Origin of the sequence: Dietzia aurantiaca, assembly GCF_021033825.1 — a bacterium.
Classification (GTDB): Bacteria; Actinomycetota; Actinomycetes; order Mycobacteriales; family Mycobacteriaceae; genus Dietzia; species Dietzia aurantiaca.
The window spans coordinates 1-19306 of the sequence record NZ_JAIFXZ010000018.1 but is presented as its reverse complement, the minus strand read 5'-3'; the positions used below and the strand labels follow the sequence as shown (position 1 = coordinate 19306).

The following is a 19306-nucleotide window of genomic DNA, read 5'->3' as shown; positions in this document are numbered from 1 at the left end:
TCACAGACCCCGTGGTCGAGGCGGAGAACGGACGGCTGATCCGGGCCGACTACGCGTAGGATTCCGGGCGTCCGGTGCCGGTCGGGCCGGATGTGTGAGAGAACGGGGCCGTGAATGCGTGCGATCAGTGCAGATGGGGGATGGTTCGGACCCGGGGATGATCTCGAACGCGCGTGTGACGAGGCCGAGGCGATTCTGTTGGCCGCCGAAGACCTCGACGCGGTCATGGAGGCCATCCGGGAGGCGGAATCCCCGGTCGAAGCACGGCGCGCGCTCAAGCTCGGATTCGGCTTCACCGGCCGCCAGGCGGCGTTGCTGCTGACCCTGCCGGTCATGTCCTTCACACGCTCCGAGCGCAGGCGCCTCGACGACGGACGTCGCGCACGCATGGAGCTGCTGGCCGACGTGACGGGCGCGCTGCCCGCGATCCCCGCCTCTGGGTCCGATCCCGCCCCGGCGCCTGAACCCACGGCACCCGCGGCGTCCTACACCGAGTCTCCTTCCGAAGACCATCACTCCGCCCGCTACGCCGCCGAACCGCAGTGGGACGCCGCGCCCGCTTCCGACTGGAGCACGGACTTCGGCGCGGCTTTCGACGGGGTCCTGGCCGGCATCAGCTCCGCGATGGAGAAGTCGAAGATCGAGGCGCCGCCACTTCTCTCGGCCCCGCCGGAGCCCGCGCCCCGGGCTGTGGCGGGCACCCCGGGGCCGCCGGTCGTTCCGGCGCGAGCCGCGGGCGCAGCCCCAGCCCCAGCCGCAGCCTCGGGCGGTGACGCGGACTCGGCTGCGGGCTCGGCCCGCCCGGCCCGGCGCTCGATGTCGGCGCGCGAGGATGCGTCCGCGGTGCTGAACGAGCAAATCGGCGAGCTGTGCGACGCGATCGCCATGATGGCCGGGGTGCGGCCACCGACCGGTGCGTGGTCCGATGACCCGCGCTCCTCATCCGATGAGTCGGGGGCGCTGCTCGACAGCTGCGGGGTGGACGACCAGGCGGGCATCCGAACCCTGCTGTGGCATCTACGTCGGACTGGTCTGGACTCGCTGGAAGGGCTGTTCCCGTTCGCCGAACCGCTCTCGGCCGGCCTGGGCTTCGATGCGCAGTCCGTCCGATTCGAGAGCGCGATGTCCGAGGGCGGGCTCGGATCCCGGCCGGGCTCCGATGTTCGCTGGGCTTCTCGTCTGTGGCCTATCGCCGAGCGTCGTGGCTTCGGCTATGCGGTCGTCTACGGTGGCGGCTCCGACGCCGGCTCGGTCTGGGCGTACGGCGGCGACGAGCCGCTGCACCGCCTGTGGGACTCGGTGGTCGACCTGCTCGTGGAGTTGTACCAGTCGTTGACGACCGGCTCGCCCTGCGACGCGGCCGTCGGGGCTGTCGTCGACGGCCGCGTGGTGTGGACCAACCTCAGCTGAGTTCGCGCGTCACCACCGTCGCTCGCGGGCCCCGGCAGAACACCAGCTCGATTCGAGACACCGACCTGCCGGTGGCCGTACCGAGCAATTGCGCATACGCGCACAGTTGGAGCAGGTACTCGTCGATGGTTGTCGGTGAGACGGCGACGTCGGTCTTGTAGTCGACGATGGATAGCGTGCCGTCCGGCTCGTCCACGACGAGGTCCACGACTCCGTCCACCGCGACCGTCGCCCCGTCGGTCGTGGTCAGGGGGCCTGCCACCGGAAGCTCGGCCCAGTGCCGCCTCGTCGCGGCCCGGAGGACAGGCTCCGAGGCCAGCGCGGTTCGGGCCACCGCCACCATCTCGGCGACAGCCTCCGGCGTGCGGGCGCTGCGCAGACCCCCACTCAATCCCAGGGCCTGAAGCTGCTCCTCGGCCCAGCCCTGCCACTCGCTCAGAGCGGCGGCGGTGTCGGCTTCCGGGTTGTGCAGCGCGGTCAGGTCCGAGTGCTCGGCCAGATAGTGCACAGCCGTCCCCACGTCGGGCCCGGCGGCGATCGGAGCGCTGCGGGGCTTTGCCGGGAGTTCCTCCGCTCGCGCGGGAGCCGGGGTGAACCGCTCACGCAGGGCGGTCGCGAGCTGCTCGGGGAGGGAGGGCGTCCCCTCCGCATCGCCGGAGTCCCGCTCCGAGCCGTCGAGCACTCCCTGTGCGCCGGGCTCTGCGGGATCCGCGGGGTGGACGATGCGTGTCGCTGACCAGCCTGCGCGTTCGGCCGACCGGGCGGTGATCTCACGACTGCGCTCGGCCCACTCGAGCGCGTCGGGGATGTCGACGGCCGGCACCGGTGCGCTCTGCAGCAAGCCCTTCCCGTACTCCACCAGCGCAGGCGCATCGGGTTCCTCGACCACCGACCCGAACAGCGATCCCCACAGTGAGAGAGGCCTGGGTTTCGCAGCCTTGGACAGCGCGTATCCGTGCCCGGAAACGGCCAGACGGCTCTCGGCCCGGGTCGTGGCCACGTAGAGAAGCCGGATCCGCTCGGCCCGCGAATGCACCTTCTCGCGGTCGGCGGCAGCGGCGAACGCCGGATCACGCACGATCGTCGAGAATCGTGCCACGGGCCGCGGCGGCTCGTCCTCGGTCCAGAGCAGTCGCGCCCGGTCGTCGGGCCATTTTCGGCTCATTCCGGCGAGGACGACCATCGGATACTCCAGGCCCTTGGACGCGTGGATCGTGGTGATGCGCACCGCATCCACGCCGATCTCGGGAATCGCCGCCTCGGGCACCCGGGCGTCCTCGGCGGTGAGCGACAACGCCCAGTCCGCGTACTCGCGCAGGTCGGCGCGGGCCGGGTCGGCGGCGGACTCCTCCCACTGCCAGGCGTGCTCAATGACGAAACGGATGCGCCGCCACAGGTCGCGTCGCCGCGGTGACTCGGCAACGGATTCGAACACCATGCGGTCGTTGACGAGCCTTTCCAGGAGTTCTCCCGGCCGCCGGGTGTCGCGCGAGAGCCCGGACAGGTAGCGCATCGCCTCGGCTACGGGTGAGTCGTCGAGCTCGTCGGGTACGCGGGCGTGCGGCGACCACGTGCCGCCTGCCGCATGCCAGCGCAACAGGTCGTCGTCACCGCAGCCGAACAACGGAGATCGCAGCGCTCCCACGAGCGAGGCTTCGTCGGCGGTGTTGGCCATGGCCCGCACCGCCAGCAGCAACTCGCGGATCTCGGGAGTTCCGTAGACGATCGACGAAGCCTCGGTCCGGTAGTCGATCCCGGCGTGGTCGAGGCAGGTCTCCAGCATCGGCAGAGATCCGCGCGACGGCAGGAGGATGGCGATGTCGCCGAGCCGCAGGCGGGTCTGCTCCCCGTCCTTCCACTCGTGGGTCCAGCCCTCTCGGATCGCGGTGGCGATCACTCGTGCCACATCGGCCGCCTCGGTCCAGTGGCGCCGCTGACCGTCGTTGGCGTCGTCCGGGCAGTGCTCGGGAGCGTCCTCGGTCCGGAAGACGAACGGGGCCGGCCCGTGTTTCGGATCGTGCGCGGGTCGTGTTGGCGCCGGGGCGAGTGCGCGGTACTCGGGTTGGATCCCCTCGATCGGGAGCAGCACCTCGCCGAACACCGTGTTCACCCACTCCAACACCGCCCGCGAGCACCGGAAGTTCGTGCTCAGCTGCTCGACTTCGACGGGGGGATCGGACTCGTCGCGGCCCCCGCGGGCGCGGAGGTAGGTGGAGATGTCGGCACGCCGGAACCGGTAGATCGACTGCTTGGGATCTCCGACCGTGAACAACCGGCCGGGTTCGGAACCCGGCCCGTCTGCGGCGGCGGTGAGCAACTCCGCCAGGTCCAGCTGGATCGGATCGGTGTCCTGGAACTCGTCGATGAGGATCCGTCTGTACTGGTCCTGGACCCGGTCGCGGACGGCGCGGTCGTGAAGCAGTTCACGGGCCAGCACCAACTGATCGTGGAACTGCAGGGTGCCGTGGCGACGCCGCTCGTCGGCGTGCCTGCGCACTACCGGGATGAGAGCATCCAGGGTCAGCTGGATGCGGGGCCGCCAGTGCGTGGCCATGACTTTCTCGCAGATCCCCGGCAGCTGTTTGATTTCATCCTTGATGCCCTTGACCACGTCGGTGCCTCCCCAGTTGGGGCCCTTTCCACCGTTTCCGGGCCCGACGGGCTTACCCAGCAGTTCGACCCATGTGGGCGAGGATGTGGCATCGGCAAGAGCCGCGTCGAGGTCCTCCAGCCAGGTCTGGTGCTTCCCGAGGGTCTGGTACAGCAGGTCGGTCTCGTCCTGGCAGGAGTCGCGCCAGCCCACGATCGACCCGACGGCCGCGACGACCTCGTCGAGGTCGGGATTCGGCGGCAGCTGCGCGCCGTCGTGGAGAGGCATGGCCGGCAGCCGGTCCCAGTCGCTGTGCAGTGCCTCGACGACCTCACGGAACGAGGTGGGGCCCACCCCGGCGTCGAGCATGTCGTCGACGGACCGCGCGAGGTCGCCGCCCCGGGTCGCGGTCGGACCGCTGCCGAACAGGAGGGTGGCGCACTCCTGCCAGAGGGCGTCGACGGCTGCGGCCTCGGCGGTGTCCTGCTGGGCGGTGACCCGTGGCGGGATCCCGGCCTCGAGCGGATTCTCGGACAGCAGCCGCAGTGCGAACGAGTGCAGCGTTCCGATCGCGGCGGTATCCAGCCCTGCGAGCGCCGCGTCGGCTCGGCGGTCGCCCTTGTCCCGCTCGTCGACCAGGTGCACGCGGAGCCGGTCGCGGAGCTCAGCGGCGGCCTTCTCGGTGAACGTGATGGCAGCGATCTGGTCGATCGGCACTTCGTCGTCCAGTAACAGCGCGCTGAGCCGCCGGACCAGCGCGTACGTCTTTCCCGTGCCGGCTCCCGCCTCGACGAACAGGGTGGCGGAGGTGTCGGACTCGACCCGGTCGCGGGCGGTCTGATCGGCGAGATCGGTCATGGGCGCGACTCCGATTCGTTCTGGGTCTGGTCGGCGCTCAGGAGGCCGGCGAACGCGGGATGGGTGGTCATCGGTTCCGCGGTGGAGAGCACGGCCCAGGCGTCGTCGAGGTCGGTCCCCCCGAGGATGTTCGCCAGATCGCGAGACGAGCCCCGGCCGCCCTTGAGGGGGAACCAACCACGCTGGAGGGCGTCCACCAGGTGACCGACGTCCGCGCGAACACGGTCCAGTAGCTGGTTGGTGATGGCCAGGCTGATCTGGGTGAACTCCCCCTTCTCGGTGCAGTACCAGTAGCGCGCCTCGGTCACCGGCAGGTCGCGGGCGGTCGCTGCCGCTGCGGCGTAGAGCGGCAGTTGGAACCTGGTGCCCGACCTGGTGGGGTCCTCCGCTGTCGGCTGGTCGTCGTCCTCGGGCTTCCTGCCGGTCTTGTAGTCGGTCACGCGCTGGGCTCCGGACCGGTTGTCGATGCGGTCGATCGAGCCGGCGAGCAGCAGCGACGTGGTGCCGGTGGAGGTGGTCACCTCGTACGGGATCTCGAGTACCTCGCCGGCGTCATCCGCCCTGCCGAAGCCGAGCTCGGTCGCGGTGGGGCGCCAGCCCTGGTAGGCATCGGCCGTGTCCTCGTCGAACCACCGGTCGAGCTCGGCCCGGAGCAGCAGCTCGCGGCGCCGCCACAGCGAGGCGACGAGCCCGGGTGATGACGCCACAACGGCATCGCACTCCGTCTTGAGCGCGGACATCAGCAAGTCCCGGTCCGGTCCGGAACCGGTCTCGATCCGGTCGTCGACGTAGCGCTGGAGGATCGCGTGGACGAGGTCGCCGTAGTCGCGTAGATCCATCTCGATCGCATCGGCGGGGTCATCGAGGGTTCGGACCCGGAGGATCGTGCCGACGAAGAACAGGTAGGGGCTCTGGGCCCAGTCCTCGAGACGGGTCGGAGAGAGCGGACGATCCAGCACCGTGAGCAGATCCGCGGCAGCGGAGACGTCCCCGGTGAACCGGGTGAAGCGGCCCAGCCGGCGATCGGCGCGCAACTGATGCGCCCGCACGAGCAGGTCGGGTGAGTCGGCCCCCACCCGCCAGGCGGAACCGGCGAGTGTCCGGATGCGCAGTTCGGCGGAGGTCGCGGGATCGGAACCGAGGACGGGCGGCGGGCTGAGGATGCCGTCGACGAAGGACGGCACGGCGGTGACGGTCGGACATTCTGCGACCGCCTCCTGCCAGCGGGTCGCGTGGACCTTGGCGCCCGCGAGCCGGGACAGTGTGGGCAGCAGCCACCGGGAGGGGATGCGGTCCCCGCCACCCCGCATCGACCCCCGGGGGAAGGAACACAACCGATGCGTGGAGCCTGCGGTGAGGGCCAGCTGCAGGACCCGGTACCGCTCGTCGAGTTGCTCGGAGGCGGACGGCTCGGCCACACCCTCGGGGAGCAGCGGATCGGGTCGGCCCAGCACCGGCAGCAGGCCCTCTGCCATACCGACCACGCACACCGTGTCCAGATCCCGCCCCACGGCGTCGTCGATCGGCCCCAACGCGACCCCCGCGCCTTGGTCACCGACGCGATCGGTGATCGGGTCCAGACGCGAGGAGATGGCACCCACGACCCGTTCACGGGTGATCGCAGGTGCGATCGTGTCCAGGTCGGCCAGCGAGGCGACGACCGCCCGCACTGCCGCACGGTCCGGGCTCTGCCGGAAGACTGCCGTCACGAGGCGATCCACCGCCTCGGCGGTCTCCGCCCAGGACGCCGCGGCATCGATGGATGCCAGGCCGGAACGGATGCGCGTGATCAGGTCTAGCACGGCGGCGGCCGCCTCCCGGTCGCGTTCGCTCAGCCCCGGCGGCTCGACGCGCAGAGTCTCGGCCAAGCGGCCCCAGTCGGCACCTCCGATCACGGGGAATCGGGTGCGCGTCAGTAGCTCCAACCGACGGGAGGACACCTGTTTCCCGCTCTCATCGGTGGCGACCACGGCCCCCTCGGCCACGATCGACAGCAACTCCGCCCGCCCCATCAGGTCGTGATCCATCCGCAGCAACCGGATCAGCGACCGGCCCGCAGCCGAACGGCCCACCCCGGAGTCGCTCGGCCCGTGGACGGCGATACCGGCCTCGGCGAAAGCCCGGTGCACCAGGCGCTGGTAGGGGTCCGGCGAGGGGTAGTACACGCCGATGCGGTGGCCCGGGATGCCGGAGGCGAGTCGCGACCGGACGAAGCGGACCACCGCCCGGATCTCATCGTCCGAATCCGAGGCGTGCAGCACGTGGGTGCCGGTCACCGCGCTCTCGGCGTCCGGCTCCGCGGCGGGGGCCAGGTGGTCCGACCCGGCACCCGGGACCGCGTCCACCCCGCGGGCCTCGAGCGCCGTCCGCAGCCGTCGCTCGACCTCGGTTCCGCGCAGCGGCGCCGCCACGATCACGCTCCCGAGGAGCTCCAGCCGCTCGAGCGCCGTGGTCACCGCTTCGAACTGCGTGTAATACGCGGTGCCGGTCCGCGTGAGAGCCTCCCGCGAGAGACGGAGTACTTCCTCGTGCAGCGGGGTCTCCGGCGCGACCGACCCGGGTTCGACTGCGCCCAGCCGGAGACAGGCCCGGGCCACGGCCTGCCCGGTGACCGGCTCCGTGGCCACCGCATGCAACCGGCCCGGTTCGGAGTCCAACGCCTTGTCCACCGCAGCGGCCAGCAATGGCAGCGGCAGGGCGGCCCGTGGCGCCAGCGCGGGAGCCGCCAGCTCGGCGACGACCTGCGCCGCGGTCCGCACCGCCACGTTGGCCGCGCCGCCCGCAATGGCCAGCGCCCGGATGAGGTCCCGAGCCGCCCCGAACGACGGCACGATCACGGTGATGGGGGAGAGAGGATCGCGCGATCGGACACGGTGAACCGCGTCCGCGATTGTGGTGGAACTGGTCTGGAATCCGGTCACGTGCCCATGGTGCCCCACGGGTGCGACATCCCCCGCGGGGACAGATCGCAGCGACGCCGGTCTCTCGCGGGATGGGCCTGCTACCGTCCGATCACATTGATGAGCACGGCCGGGGGAGCGATCGATGACGTACGACGGGCACGGTGGCGGGGCAGGCCGGGGTGGCTATCAGCCCCAACAGAAGCGCGGGATCTCCGGCCCGATGACGGCACTCATCGCCCTGCTGACAGTCCTGGTGTTGGCACTGCTCGGCGTGGTCGCCTATCTCTTCCTGCGTCCTGGCGGACCCTCCGGAGACGGGCAGGCTCAAGGTGTGGTGGCCTCGTCGTCGTCGACCACCGCGGCGCAGCCTCCGCAGTCCCCGGTCACCGAGACCGCCTTCACCACCCCGCCGCAGCGCGAGACTGTCACGGTGACCCGCGAGGCGCCCGCGCCGCGCCCGAACCCGTCGGCGGGATACCCGTCCGGCGCGGACTACTCGGGGTGGTTGGACAACCGCCAGGCCCGGTGCAACGCCGGCGACCCCGCGACGATGATCGGAAGGACCACGCAGGCGTCGTTCTCGATCTGCATCAATCCCGACAACGGCCGTTACTACTACCGCGGGTCGGCCGGCGGCTCCGGGGTCGAGGTGGACGATCCGGTCGTGACCGGCGGCACCGCGACGGTCGCCAACAACGGCGTCGTGTACTCGATCAGCCCCGCGGGCATGGTGATCTACGAGGACGGCGCCGTGATCTCCAGCCAGTCCATGGTCTCGTTCTGGGCCGACTGACCTGCGCAGATCAGCCCGTGGGTGCGAGCGTGGCCACGTCGTCCACCGCCCGGCGCAGTTCGCGGGATGCCGGACAGTCGCCGAGCCGCTCGGTCACTGTGTCCGCGATCGCGTTGTAGAACCACAACTTCTCGTCCGGCCCGGCGTTGAACAATCCCCACATCTCGTCGCCGAGGCGACCGTGCGCCGCGACCATCGATCGCAGGTTGTGGATCTTGTCGGCGGCCGAGATGAGCAGGCACTCCGGGGAGTCGTCGGCCAGCTGCGCGAGGTAGCCCTCCTTGCGCACCCGCCACGGCGGCGTCTCCTGACCGGCGGTCTTCTCCTCGGACACCCCGCGCACCATCTCGGTGACGCGCTCGCCGAACTCGGCGGTCATGTCGGCGGCCGAGTACACCGACGGCGGCACGTCCTCCAGCACATCGTGGAGCAGCGCGGCCACCACCACGTCCTCGTCCTCTGTGAAGTCGGAGACGATCATCGCCACCGCGACGGGGTGGGCGATGTAGGGCGTCGGGTCGTCCTTGCGGGTCTGGCCGGCATGGCACCGGGCGGCCACGGCGAGCGCGCGGTCGACGGTGGGGGACCAGGTGAGTGGCATGAGGAACTCCTTGGGGGAGAGATCCCGGCGCCGGGCGACGCCGCCGGGTGGTGGCCGTAGAATCGGGGCCCCGGCCACACCTCAAGTAGACACCATGGGGCCGACACGGCGGTCGGCGCGCGTGAGGAGGATCCGGAGACGACCAGCGCGGTGGACCGCTAGTGTCGGTGCGGTGCGGTCCGGGTCCCCGTTCCCGGACGGTCGGGAGCAGTGTGAGTACCTCGATTGTGTGGTTTCGTCGCGATCTGCGGTTGGCGGATCATCCGGCCCTCCTCGCCGCTCTCGAGTCGACGGATGAGGTGCTGCCGGTGTTCGTCCGTGATCCGGTACTGCTGTCCGGCGGTGGGGCGCGGGTGGAACGACTCGAGGCGTCCCTGGCGGCCCTGTCGGAGAGCATGGACGGCAAGCTGGTGGTGCGCACCGGAGATCCGGCGGAGGTGATCGTCGACCTGGCCGAGGAGGCCGACTGCCGGCAGGTGCACGTCTCGCGGGAGCCGTCACCCTACGGTCGGCGCCGTGATGACCGTGTCCGGACCGAGCTCGAACGCCACTCTCGCGAACTGGTGGAGACTGGCTCACCGTACGCCGTCGGACCTGGACGTATCCTCAACCGCTCGGGTGAGCCCTACAAGGTGTTCACCCCGTTCTCGCGCGCATGGCACGACCACGGGTGGCCCGGGCCGGGTCGCCTACCAGCGGACGTCACGTGGGCCACGGCACCGGGCGAGAAGGTGATCGGGCATTCCTCCGGAGTCGGCGAGGCCGCTGCGCTCGACCGTTGGCGCGCGTTTCTCGCCGAGGATCTGACCGGCTACGAGGAGGGACGGGACCGTCCTGATCTCGACACGACCAGTCGACTGTCGGCGCACCTCAAGTACGGCGAGATCCACCCACGGACGATTCTGGCCGAACTCGCCGACCACCAGTCCGCCTCCGGAGACGGGGCGCACCGGTTCGTGACCGAGTTGGCGTGGCGGGAGTTCTATGCCGATGTCCTCTGGCATCGACCCGATTCGGCGTGGTGTGACCTCCGCGACGAGCTGTCCGCAATGCCGTATGACGACGGACCGGAGGTGGCTGGTCTGGTGGAGGCATGGAGAGAGGGGCGCACCGGGTACCCGTTCGTGGACGCGGGGATGCGGCAACTTCGTTCCGAGGGGTGGATGCACAATCGCGTCCGCATGGTCACGGCGAGTTTCTTGGTCAAGGACCTCCACGTGTGGTGGCCGGTGGGTGCACGTCATTTTCTGTCTCTGCTGCTCGACGGCGACATCGCTTCCAATAACCACGGGTGGCAGTGGGTCGCCGGGACAGGGACCGACGCGTCCCCGTTCTTTCGGGTATTCAACCCGGTTACCCAGGGGCGACGATTCGATCCGCAGGGTGATTACGTGCGGCGGTGGGTTCCGGAACTCGCCCACCTGCGGGGGAGTGATGCCCATGAACCGTGGAAGGCTTCCAAAGGGTACGACCACGGGTACCCCGAGCGGATCATAGATCATGCGGAGGAGCGCCGCGAGGCGCTGCGCCGCTATGAGCTCGCACGGGACGTGTGACGTCCGCACATGCGTGCAAACGGCATCGTGTGGTCGTTGTCGCCGTGATGAAGGTCGGCGGCTCCCGGAACCATTCTCGGTAGTCGCCCCGTCGTAGAAGGTGACGGACTGTGATGACGACGACGAGGTGAGCCCATGCCCGACGGGACGATCAGGGCGGATGCCGGGAAGATCACCAGTGCGGTCTCCGTGTTCCGCGCGTCCGGCGACCGAGTCGCAGACGTGGAGTTCCCGCAGGTGGCCGCAGGAGTAGCGGTGGCGTTGCCGGGAGGTTCGGCCGTAGAGCAGGCGCTGGACCGGGCCTGCGGCGCGGCGGCGGTGTGCGCGGCCCGGAGTTCGGACCGGCTCGCGGGACTGGCGGATTTCGCGGACCAGGCGCACCGGTTCCTCGAGGCGGAGGACGCCGACTTCGCCGCCCTGCTCGGGGCGGTGGCGGGGCCATGACGTACTCGGTGGGCCAGGTCCGGAACTGGGAGGTCGGGGCCCTGATCGAGGCGGGCGATGCGGTGGCGGGCCGGGCATCGGTGGCACAAGACGCCCGGAGCATCCTCTCCGATGGCGGCGAGGCATTGGACGAAGGTTGGGACGGACTCGCCGCTGACGCGGTTCTCGATGCCGTGGAGCTCGAAAGGGCACATGTCACCAAGCTGGCCGACGCGCTCGATGATCTCGCCGATGTGCTCCGCAGAGCGCGGGCCGCCCTGGGTTCGGCGGTCCGGGCCGTCCGCGAACGGATTGCCGAGGCTGAAGGAGCCGGACTCGAGGTAGGAGACGAGTTGGTGCGTCCTGCCGCCGGTCGCGATGACATTGACCAGGCAACTGTCGACGAGCACGCCGAGGCGATCCGATTAGCGGTGGACACCGTGGTCTCGCTCGACGATGACTATGGAGGGCAGATCGACGAGATCGCCGCCCGGCTTTACGGCGCCATCCCCTCGGAGGTCGACAGATCGCCGCTCCCGGGCCCGGATGACCCGTGGCCCGGTCGGGGAGTGGACGCGATGACGGCGGCGGCGTCACGGGGATACCCGGACTTCGCCGACGAACTCGATCCGGACACCCGGGGCAGGCACAAGTTGAATCCGGTCCCAGACGACTTCGGGCGTGCCGCGAGCGCTGGCTTGAGGGGCCTCGGAAGGCTCGCCGGTCCGCTGGGTGGTGGGCTTACGGTCTACGACGGGATGAAGGCGCATGCCGAGGGAAAGACCTCAACCGGTGAAGCTGTCGTGGAAACGACTGCCGCGTTTGGTGGGGGAGCTCTGGGGGGCGCCGCTGCCGGCGCTGCGGCCGGAACAGTGTTCGGGCCGGTGGGCACGTTCATCGGCGCTGGGATCGGGGCGGTGGTCGGGACCTACCTGGGCCAGAAGGCCGGCGACGCAGTGCATGAAAAGTTCTCTTGATGGATGACGTAAAGGATGACTGGGCAATGAGCGATGAGAATTGGCCATCCGACTCACAGGGGCGGCCGGGAGGGCCCCACGAACACCCGGCGCTCGACGCCAAGCCGGGATTCTGGGACGGCAAGTGGACGGAATTCAAGCGTCGGTTCGGCGCGAGCATGAAAGAACAGGGATGCGCACTCATCATCGCAGGCCTGGTGCTCCTCGTGACGCTCTTCGGCATGCAGTTCTTTGGCTGGCGTTGACGGCCCGGCTCTTGTGTTAGAACGTCTTGGCGTCGATCACGAAGCGGTAGCGCACGTCCGAACGGACCACGCGGTCGTAGGCCTCGTTGATCGTGTCCGCCGCGATCAACTCGATCTCGGCGGTGATCCCGTGCTCGGCACAGAAGTCCAGCATCTCCTGGGTCTCGGGGATGCCGCCGATCATCGACCCGGTGAGGATCTTGCGCCCGCCTGTCACCGACCCCGCGCGCAGCGACATCGGCTCGCTGGGGATCCCGATCTCCACCATTGCGCCGCGCGGCTTGAGTGTGCGCATGAACTGGTCGAGCGGCAGCGGGGCGGACACGGTGTTGAGGATGACGTCGAAGGTGCCGATCAGGTTGCGCAGGTTCTGCTTGCCCTCGTCGCCGGCGGTCGCGTAGTGCTCGACGGCGCCGAAGCGCAGCGAATCGTCCCGTTTGGAGGTGGTCTGCGACAGGACGGTGACCTCGGCGCCCATCGCCACGGCGAGTTGCACGCCCACGTGTCCGAGCCCGCCCATGCCGATCACCGCGACTTTTGAACCAGGGCCGACGTTCCACTGCCGTAGCGGCGAGAACATGGTGACACCCGCGCACAGCAGTGGTGTGGCGGCTGCCGGATCCAGGTCCTCAGGGACGGAGACGACCATGCGCTCCTCCACCACGATGTGTGTCGAATATCCGCCCTGCGTGGTGGTGCCCTCGACCGAGTCCTCGGGCAGCGGGGAGCCGTAGGTCATCACCGCCCCGCGCTCGCATTCCTGTTCCTGGCCGGCCTCGCACGAGGAACATTCGTGGCAGGCGCCCACCATGCAGCCCACGCCCACGCGGTCACCGACCGCATGCCGGGTGACCTCCGAGCCGACCTCGCGGACGATCCCGACGATCTCGTGACCTGGTGTCGTGGGGTACATGGTGCGTCCCCACTCTCCGCGCGCGTGGTGGATGTCCGAGTGGCAGATGCCCGCGAACTCGATCCTGATGAGCACGTCGTCCGGGCCGGTGTCCCGCCGGCGGATCGTGGTCTTCTCCAACGGTGCGTCTGGTGCGATCGCAGTAACGGCGGCGACGTCCATGGTTTCTCCCGTAGATCGAGGCTGGTGCTCTCGCCACAGTAGTTATCCAGCGCACGGCCTGCAGCCGCCCCGGACGATCGGGGCGGCTGCAGGCGGTTACCGGCGACGGCCGTAGTCGGTGATGACCGCCGAAGTCTCCGCCGTCAGCTGCCCATGCTGCCGAGGCTGCCGAAGACGTCGGCGCTGCCCAGGCTCACGCTGCCGGTGGTGGTGACGGAGAAGTTGCGCAGGTGGATCTGCACCGGGTAGTCCGCGTCCGCGTAGGTGCTGAACTGGTCTGCCGCGTTGGTGGTGTTGATGCTGTCCTCGGTCACGCACAGGGAGGTGGCGACGTAGGCGCCATCATTGAGGTCGGGCACGCTGACCTTGAGCGGGCTGACCGACACCCCCGGCTCGTCCGCGAGGGGGCTGCCCTCGTTGACCACCGCATGGAGGTCCTTCTCCTCGGTGGGCCAGACAGCCTCGTCGAACAGGTCCTCGAAGAACGTCTCATCGATGTTCTCGGGGTCGATGTCGTCGGCATCGATCGAGCCTTCGACGACCAGCGGGCCCACGCAGACCATGTCCTTCGGCGCGGCCACGGTGACGTGGGCAGTATCGCCGCTGACCCGCACCTGTAGCTCCGGGGAGTCGATCTTGATGATGTCGGACGGCGCGAGGGGCTGCGCCACGGCAAGGGCGGGTGCAAGGACCGCGCTGGCTCCGAGCAGGGCGGTGGCCACGGACGCCGTGGCATAGGTGCGGATAGAGGTCGAGGTCATCGTGGTCTCCTTGTGAAGGGGCTTGGGTTGGACTTGGGCGTCGGCCCGGCAACCACACTGGATGGCACCCCTCAATTCGTAAAACCAGTCACGCGATAAGGGGTGTTAGCGGAGGCCATGCTTAATCACTCGATGTTGAGCGGTAGCGTCATTCGCACTGGTGACCAGAGTGACGTGAGGGGGTGGCTCGGTGCGGCCGCAGGAAACCCTGACCATGCAGCAGGTCGCCGACCTCGCCGGCGTGCGGCGGCCGGTCGTGTCGACCTGGCGCCGACGAAGTGCGGGGTCCGACTCGCCGTTCCCCACACCGGTGGTTTCGTCCTCACTCGTGTTCGATGCCGACGAGGTCGGCCGATGGTTGGAAGAGACCGGCAGGGGAAACAACCGTGAAGCGCGTGCTGATGCACTCCTTCACTCGACCCTCGCGGATGCCGTCGCCGTCCGCCTGGCGGACGCCTCCGCGTTACTGCTCCTCCACGCGCTGTCGGGCTCGCCTCTCTCCGAGAGCGATCCGGACGACGTTCTTCTCTTACTCGCGCAGGCGGACGTCGATCCGGTCCTTTCTCTGACGGATGCCGCGTCCGCACTCGATGACACCGAGCTGACCGCTCAGGTCGATACACTGGCCGAGGCGGGCGTGACGGCCTCCCGCGTGCTGGGGAAGCTGGTGGCTAAGCAGGAGACGAGCGGTTCCCGCCTCGGGTCGGAGACCCTGACGGTTCAGGGGGATCGTCTACTGACGTCGGTTGTCTCCGCAGTCGCTGAGGACTCGGAGAGGGCACTCGTGCCGCGGGGGCCGGGAGGGCTGCGGCTTCTAGTTCGAGTCTTGGAGTCATTGCCCGAGTCCGGTCGTCCGCGGATCGTCGCCCCGGGCCAGGTCACGAATCCGGTCGATCAGCTGCTGTGGCGCTACCTCGCGGCGCTCGGGGTGCAGTTCGAGCCCGCCGGTTCGTGCGTGGAGACCCTGGTGGTGGGGCAGTGGATATCGCTGGCGCCGGCCGATGCGGAGACGTTCTTCGACGATCTCGATCAGACGGTGATCGGCTTGGAACCCGGGAGTGCCGCATTGGTGGTGGCCCCGTCACCGCTGCTGGTCGACCGGCTGCCGAATCCGGCGCTTCGTCGCCGTGTGCTGGGTGAGGAACCAGGCGGGTATCTCGCACCGCTGCGGTATGTGGCGCGGTTGCCTGCGGGTCTGTGCCGCTTCGGAGGGCGTCGCCGTCTGGCGCTCTGGGCGCTGGGCCACCCCGGTGAAGCGGAGTCCGAGCGTCAGTTCACCACGTTCGGTGAGCACGCGGGCCATGCGCTCGACGACGCGGAGAACAGCGCGGTGGCCCACGACATCGCGGCAGCGCTGCAGGGCGGTGGGACGCGCCGCTCACATGCGTTCCTGCGCAGCGCACATCGCGTCACCGAGGCCGTGGTTGCCCTCGACGCTCTGGCGTTGCCGTTGACCGATCACCTGGTCGAGGACGGCGGTGATGCGCTGGCCCGACTGTGGGAGAAGCGCGATGCGTCGGCGTCCGGAGTGCTCGACGGGGTCGAGGTGGTGGCTGCCGGAGCTGCGGCTGATCACTCGCTGCCGTGGAAGGCGGCGACCTCGGGACGGCACCGGCCGGCGCGGGTGATCACGGGCGTGCGCATCCCCGCGGAGGTCTTCGCGGCGGGTTCGGGCGGCATCGGGGTGATCGGCCCGGACGAGGTGCGCGGGCAGTGCGCGATCGGGTCACGGTCGGTCGACCTGGTGGCGCTGGTCCGTGGCGCACCTCGGTTCCGGCTCACGGAGCCGGGCGACGTGGTGTTTACGACGACGAGGGGGCCGGCCGCGATCATCGACGCAGTCGGCGGCAATGCCGTTCAGGCGCCGGCGCGGATCCTGCGGTGTCTGGAGCCGGTCGAGGGATCGCGACGTATTCTTCCCGAGCTCGCGGTTCGAGATATTTCGGCTTCGCGGGGATCGGATTGCCGTTCCTGGCGGCTGCGCACCGTCGTCGTCGACGCCTGTAGCCCTTGGCGCGCGGTGGCGGCACGGGCCGCCGAGCATCGGGCACGGCTCCTGGCCGAACTGCGTGCGCTCGACGCGCTCACCACAGAACTTTCCGACGGACTCGCGGCGGGCACGCTGCGCATAGACCACGACTATTCAGATCAGAACTACGAGGAGAACGCCTGATGGCGAAAGTGCTGGTTCCGATGCCCATGGAGGCATCGACCCCCAAGGAACTCAAGGACACGCTGTGGAAGGCGGCGGACAAGCTCCGCGGGTCCATGGATGCGTCGCAGTACAAGGACGTCGTGCTGGGGTTGGTGTTTCTCAAATATGTCTCGGACGCCTTCGAAGAGCGCCGGGACGCGATCCGCGAGGAGCTGGCCGGTGAGGACGAGGCCTACCTCGCGGAGACGCTCGAGGACGCCGACGAGTACCTGGGCTCGGGCGTGTTCTGGGTGCCCGCCGAGGCGCGCTGGGAGTACCTTTCGCGGCATGCCAAGGGCATCCCGGCGTCGTCGACCAACGACGCGCAGTCGATCGGTGAGCTGATCGACGCCGCGATGCGCGCGTTGATGCAGGCCAACGAGTCGTTGGTGGGCACGCTGCCGGTGTTGTTCGGTCGCGACAATGTGGAGCAGCGCCGACTGGGTGAGCTCGTGGACCTGTTCAACGCGGCGCGTTTCACCGGTGGTGGCGCTTCCAAGGCGCGGGATCTGCTCGGGGAGGTCTACGAGTACTTCCTGGACAAGTTCGCCAAGGCAGAGGGCAAGCGCGGCGGCGAGTTCTACACCCCGCCCGTGGTGGTGCGGACGCTGGTGGAGATCCTCGAGCCACACTCGGGGCGCGTGTACGACCCGTGCTGTGGGTCGGGGGGCATGTTCGTGCAGACGGAGAAGTTCCTCGAGGGCCACAAGGAGGATCCGACCAACGTCGCCGTGTACGGACAGGAGCTCAACGAGCGCACGTGGCGGATGGCCAAGATGAACCTGGCGATCCACGGGATCGACTCGCAGGGCCTCGGCTCGCGCTGGGGCGACACCTTTGCCCGGGACATCCACCCGGACATGCAGGCCGACTACGTGATGGCCAACCCGCCGTTCAACATCAAGGACTGGGCGCGACGCGAGGACGATCCGCGGTGGGTCTACGGGGTGCCGCCCAAGCGCAACGCCAACTACGCGTGGATGCAGCACATCCTGTCCAAGCTGGCGCCGAACGGCGAGGCCGGCGTGGTGATGGCCAACGGGACCATGACCACCTCGACCAGCGGCGAGGGCGACATCCGCAAGGCGATGGTCGAGGGCGACGTGGTGCAGTGCATCGTCGCCCTGCCGGGGCAGTTATTCCGGGCGACGGGCATCCCGGTGTGCGTGTGGTTCTTCGCCAAGAACAAGGCCGCTGGCAAGGGCGGCTCGGTGGATCGTCGGGGGCAGGTGCTGTTCATCGACGCCCGCGAACTCGGCCACATGATCGACCGCGTGGAGCGGACGCTGAGCGAGGAGGACCTGCAGCGTATCGCCGAGACGTTCCGCTCCTGGCGCGGGCGCCCCTCCGCGATGGGCGAGTACGAGGACGTGGCCGGCTTCTGCAGGTCGGCGACGCTCGAGGAGATCAAGGCTGCCGGCTACGCGCTCACCCCGGGCCGCTACGTGGGTGTGCCCGAGGCGGAAGAGGATCTTGAGCCGATCGACGAGAAGATCGCACGGCTGACCGGAGAGCTCACCGCAGCGTTGGACGAGTCGGCCCGGCTCGATGCCGTGGTTCGCGAGCAGTTGGGGAGGCTCGCGTGAACTGGAGAAGCGCGACTCTCGACGACGTGATCGAACTCAGGCGAGGATTCGATCTGCCCAGTTCTGAACGCGTACCCGGAGCCTTTCCTGTCGTTTCGGCTGGGAAGCTCAATGGAACTCACCACGAAGCAATGGTGGAAGGGCCCGGGTTTGCGGTCGGACGAGCGACTAATCTCGGAAAGCCTCAGTGGAGCGAAACCGACTTCTGGCCACTGAATACGACCCTTTACGCTACGGATTTCAAAGGAAACAACCCCAAGTGGTTGTACCATCTGTTCGAGACGCTTGATCTAGCGGGATTCGATTCCGGTAGCGTTCAGCCGATGCTGAATCGGAATTACATTAAACACGTTCCGGTATTGGTCCCTCCCCGAGGCGTACAGGACGCGATCTCTGAGGTCATCGGCGCGCTGGACGATAAGATCGCCGCGAACCGGCAGGTCATTGAGGTGGGCGATCAGTTGATTCGCGGATTGGTTCGTAGAACTCCGACTACCCGACTTCCACTAGTAGAGGCCTTCACATTCAAGTTCGGCGAAGCATTCAAGGGAGAGCACTTCTCGGAGCCGGGAACCGGCCGCCCACTTATTCGCATCAGAGATCTTAAGAGCTTCAGGTGTAAGGTCTGGACGAAAGAAATTCGTCGCAACGAAATAATTGCTGAGCCGGGGACCCTTCTCGTCGGAATGGATGCAGAGTTCCGAGCAACACGCTGGGCGGGCCCAGCGGCTCTAGTTAATCAGCGTGTCATGAAGGTTTCCAGTGCAAAATATGGTAACGCCGTGGCAATGGTTGCGCTTGAAGGGCCGCTAAGTCTTATCGAGCGGTCAAAAGTCGCCACGACCGTAATACATTTGAATAAGTCGGACTTGGCCACTGAGACGGTAGCAGTGCCGCTCGATGATTGGGTCGCGGTCGTGCGGTCGACGGTGGATCCCCTATACGACCGATCCGTAGCAGCTTCGTTGGAGATTGACTCGCTGGCCCGCACCCGCGACGAACTGCTTCCCATTCTCATGAACGGCCGGATCACCGTCAAGGATGCCGAGCAGGCCGCCGAGGCGGTGCTCTGAGTGGCGGAGGGGCGCCGCCGTAATCTGTCACTAATCGCGAAAATTGAGGATCAGTGTCAGATTAGGGGGGTACCTAATCTAACAGTCCCCAGGTCACGTCTCGCAGTCTCTGGTCGTCGGCTCCGGCAGCAGATATCGACGGTGTCTGCTCCGGGGCCCGGCGGTGGGGATCACTCTTCCGTCCTCGACGAGATGGCGGAGGACCGGGCGAAGAGCGTTCTTGGTGCGCCCCACGGTCACGGAGAGCTCGGCAATCGACAT

At 68.5% G+C, this 19306-nt stretch carries 14 protein-coding genes; 9 read left to right on the top strand and 5 right to left on the bottom strand.

Translation table 11 applies throughout. From position 1 onward, the window contains the following. Positions 1-114: 114 nt before the first annotated feature. The gene (locus K3888_RS15710) at positions 115-1410 is read left to right on the top strand and encodes a DNA gyrase subunit A (protein WP_230931224.1); all 1296 of its coding nucleotides are present in this window, start codon (positions 115-117) and stop codon (positions 1408-1410) included. Here the strand turns inward: K3888_RS15710 and K3888_RS15705 are convergent. Further along, positions 1403-4858 carry a UvrD-helicase domain-containing protein gene (locus tag K3888_RS15705; RefSeq protein ID WP_230931223.1) on the bottom strand — a complete coding sequence of 1152 codons (3456 nt, stop codon included), beginning with the start codon at positions 4856-4858 and terminating at the stop codon, positions 1403-1405. The two genes, K3888_RS15710 and K3888_RS15705, sit on opposite strands and share 8 nt — an antisense overlap. Further along, the gene (locus tag K3888_RS15700) at positions 4855-7779 is read right to left on the bottom strand and encodes a PD-(D/E)XK nuclease family protein (RefSeq protein WP_230931222.1); all 2925 of its coding nucleotides are present in this window, start codon (positions 7777-7779) and stop codon (positions 4855-4857) included. Before K3888_RS15700 ends, K3888_RS15705 begins: the two co-directional genes overlap by 4 nt. A gap of 124 nt (positions 7780-7903) precedes the next feature. On the opposite strand from K3888_RS15700, the gene K3888_RS15695 reads away from it, so the two are divergent. Further along, complete coding sequence (locus K3888_RS15695) at positions 7904-8554, top strand: hypothetical protein (RefSeq protein WP_230931221.1); 651 nt, start codon at positions 7904-7906, stop codon at positions 8552-8554. 10 nt (positions 8555-8564) lie between these two features. Here K3888_RS15695 and K3888_RS15690 read toward each other — a convergent pair whose 3' ends face one another. Next, the gene (locus tag K3888_RS15690; RefSeq protein ID WP_230931220.1) at positions 8565-9155 is read right to left on the bottom strand and encodes an HD domain-containing protein; all 591 of its coding nucleotides are present in this window, start codon (positions 9153-9155) and stop codon (positions 8565-8567) included. A 212-nt stretch (positions 9156-9367) separates the two neighbouring features. Here K3888_RS15690 and K3888_RS15685 point away from each other — a divergent pair, with 212 nt between their 5' ends. The 4 genes from K3888_RS15685 (at position 9368) to K3888_RS15670 (ending at position 12356) form a co-directional block, all read left to right on the top strand. Next, positions 9368-10711 (top strand): cryptochrome/photolyase family protein, encoded by a 1344-nt coding sequence (locus tag K3888_RS15685; RefSeq protein ID WP_230931219.1) that lies wholly within the window; start codon positions 9368-9370, stop codon positions 10709-10711. Between the two features lie 135 nt (positions 10712-10846). Then, positions 10847-11155, top strand: coding sequence for a hypothetical protein (locus tag K3888_RS15680; protein WP_230931218.1), 309 nt, complete (start codon positions 10847-10849; stop codon positions 11153-11155). Between the two features lie 8 nt (positions 11156-11163). Continuing rightward, positions 11164-12111 carry a WXG100 family type VII secretion target gene (locus K3888_RS15675; RefSeq protein ID WP_230931217.1) on the top strand — a complete coding sequence of 316 codons (948 nt, stop codon included), beginning with the start codon at positions 11164-11166 and terminating at the stop codon, positions 12109-12111. 26 nt (positions 12112-12137) lie between these two features. After that, positions 12138-12356 (top strand): hypothetical protein, encoded by a 219-nt coding sequence (locus K3888_RS15670; protein WP_230931216.1) that lies wholly within the window; start codon positions 12138-12140, stop codon positions 12354-12356. A gap of 16 nt (positions 12357-12372) precedes the next feature. Here K3888_RS15670 and K3888_RS15665 read toward each other — a convergent pair whose 3' ends face one another. Then, positions 12373-13431, bottom strand: a complete 1059-nt coding sequence (locus K3888_RS15665) for an NAD(P)-dependent alcohol dehydrogenase (protein ID WP_230931215.1) — start codon at positions 13429-13431, stop codon at positions 12373-12375. 143 nt (positions 13432-13574) lie between these two features. Beyond that, complete coding sequence (locus K3888_RS15660; protein WP_230931214.1) at positions 13575-14192, bottom strand: hypothetical protein; 618 nt, start codon at positions 14190-14192, stop codon at positions 13575-13577. 190 nt (positions 14193-14382) lie between these two features. Between K3888_RS15660 and K3888_RS15655 the strand changes: the two genes are divergently transcribed. Genes K3888_RS15655 through K3888_RS15645 form a run of 3 tightly spaced genes read left to right on the top strand, consistent with a single transcriptional unit; the run spans position 14383 to position 19045 of the window. Continuing rightward, on the top strand, positions 14383-16365 hold the full coding sequence (locus K3888_RS15655; protein ID WP_230931213.1) for a DNA-binding protein: 1983 nt from the start codon (positions 14383-14385) through the stop codon (positions 16363-16365). Next, positions 16365-17972: a class I SAM-dependent DNA methyltransferase gene (locus tag K3888_RS15650; protein WP_230931212.1), complete on the top strand. Its 1608-nt coding sequence runs from the start codon at positions 16365-16367 to the stop codon at positions 17970-17972. Before K3888_RS15655 ends, K3888_RS15650 begins: the two co-directional genes overlap by 1 nt. Further along, the gene (locus tag K3888_RS15645; protein WP_230931211.1) at positions 17969-19045 is read left to right on the top strand and encodes a restriction endonuclease subunit S; all 1077 of its coding nucleotides are present in this window, start codon (positions 17969-17971) and stop codon (positions 19043-19045) included. The genes K3888_RS15650 and K3888_RS15645 overlap by 4 nt, the downstream gene beginning before the upstream one ends. Positions 19046-19306 lie beyond the last annotated feature (261 nt).

Excerpts from the sequence above, each read along its gene's own strand:
- K3888_RS15710 (WP_230931224.1), top strand. The coding sequence starts at position 115 with ATGCGTGCGATCAGTGCAGATGGGGGATGGTTCGGACCCGGGGATGAT.
- K3888_RS15705 (WP_230931223.1), bottom strand. The coding sequence starts at position 4,858 with ATGACCGATCTCGCCGATCAGACCGCCCGCGACCGGGTCGAGTCCGAC.
- K3888_RS15695 (WP_230931221.1), top strand. The coding sequence starts at position 7,904 with ATGACGTACGACGGGCACGGTGGCGGGGCAGGCCGGGGTGGCTATCAG.
- K3888_RS15690 (WP_230931220.1), bottom strand. The coding sequence starts at position 9,155 with ATGCCACTCACCTGGTCCCCCACCGTCGACCGCGCGCTCGCCGTGGCC.
- K3888_RS15680 (WP_230931218.1), top strand. The coding sequence starts at position 10,847 with ATGCCCGACGGGACGATCAGGGCGGATGCCGGGAAGATCACCAGTGCG.
- K3888_RS15670 (WP_230931216.1), top strand. The coding sequence starts at position 12,138 with ATGAGCGATGAGAATTGGCCATCCGACTCACAGGGGCGGCCGGGAGGG.
- K3888_RS15665 (WP_230931215.1), bottom strand. The coding sequence starts at position 13,431 with ATGGACGTCGCCGCCGTTACTGCGATCGCACCAGACGCACCGTTGGAG.
- K3888_RS15660 (WP_230931214.1), bottom strand. The coding sequence starts at position 14,192 with ATGACCTCGACCTCTATCCGCACCTATGCCACGGCGTCCGTGGCCACC.
- K3888_RS15650 (WP_230931212.1), top strand. The coding sequence starts at position 16,365 with ATGGCGAAAGTGCTGGTTCCGATGCCCATGGAGGCATCGACCCCCAAG.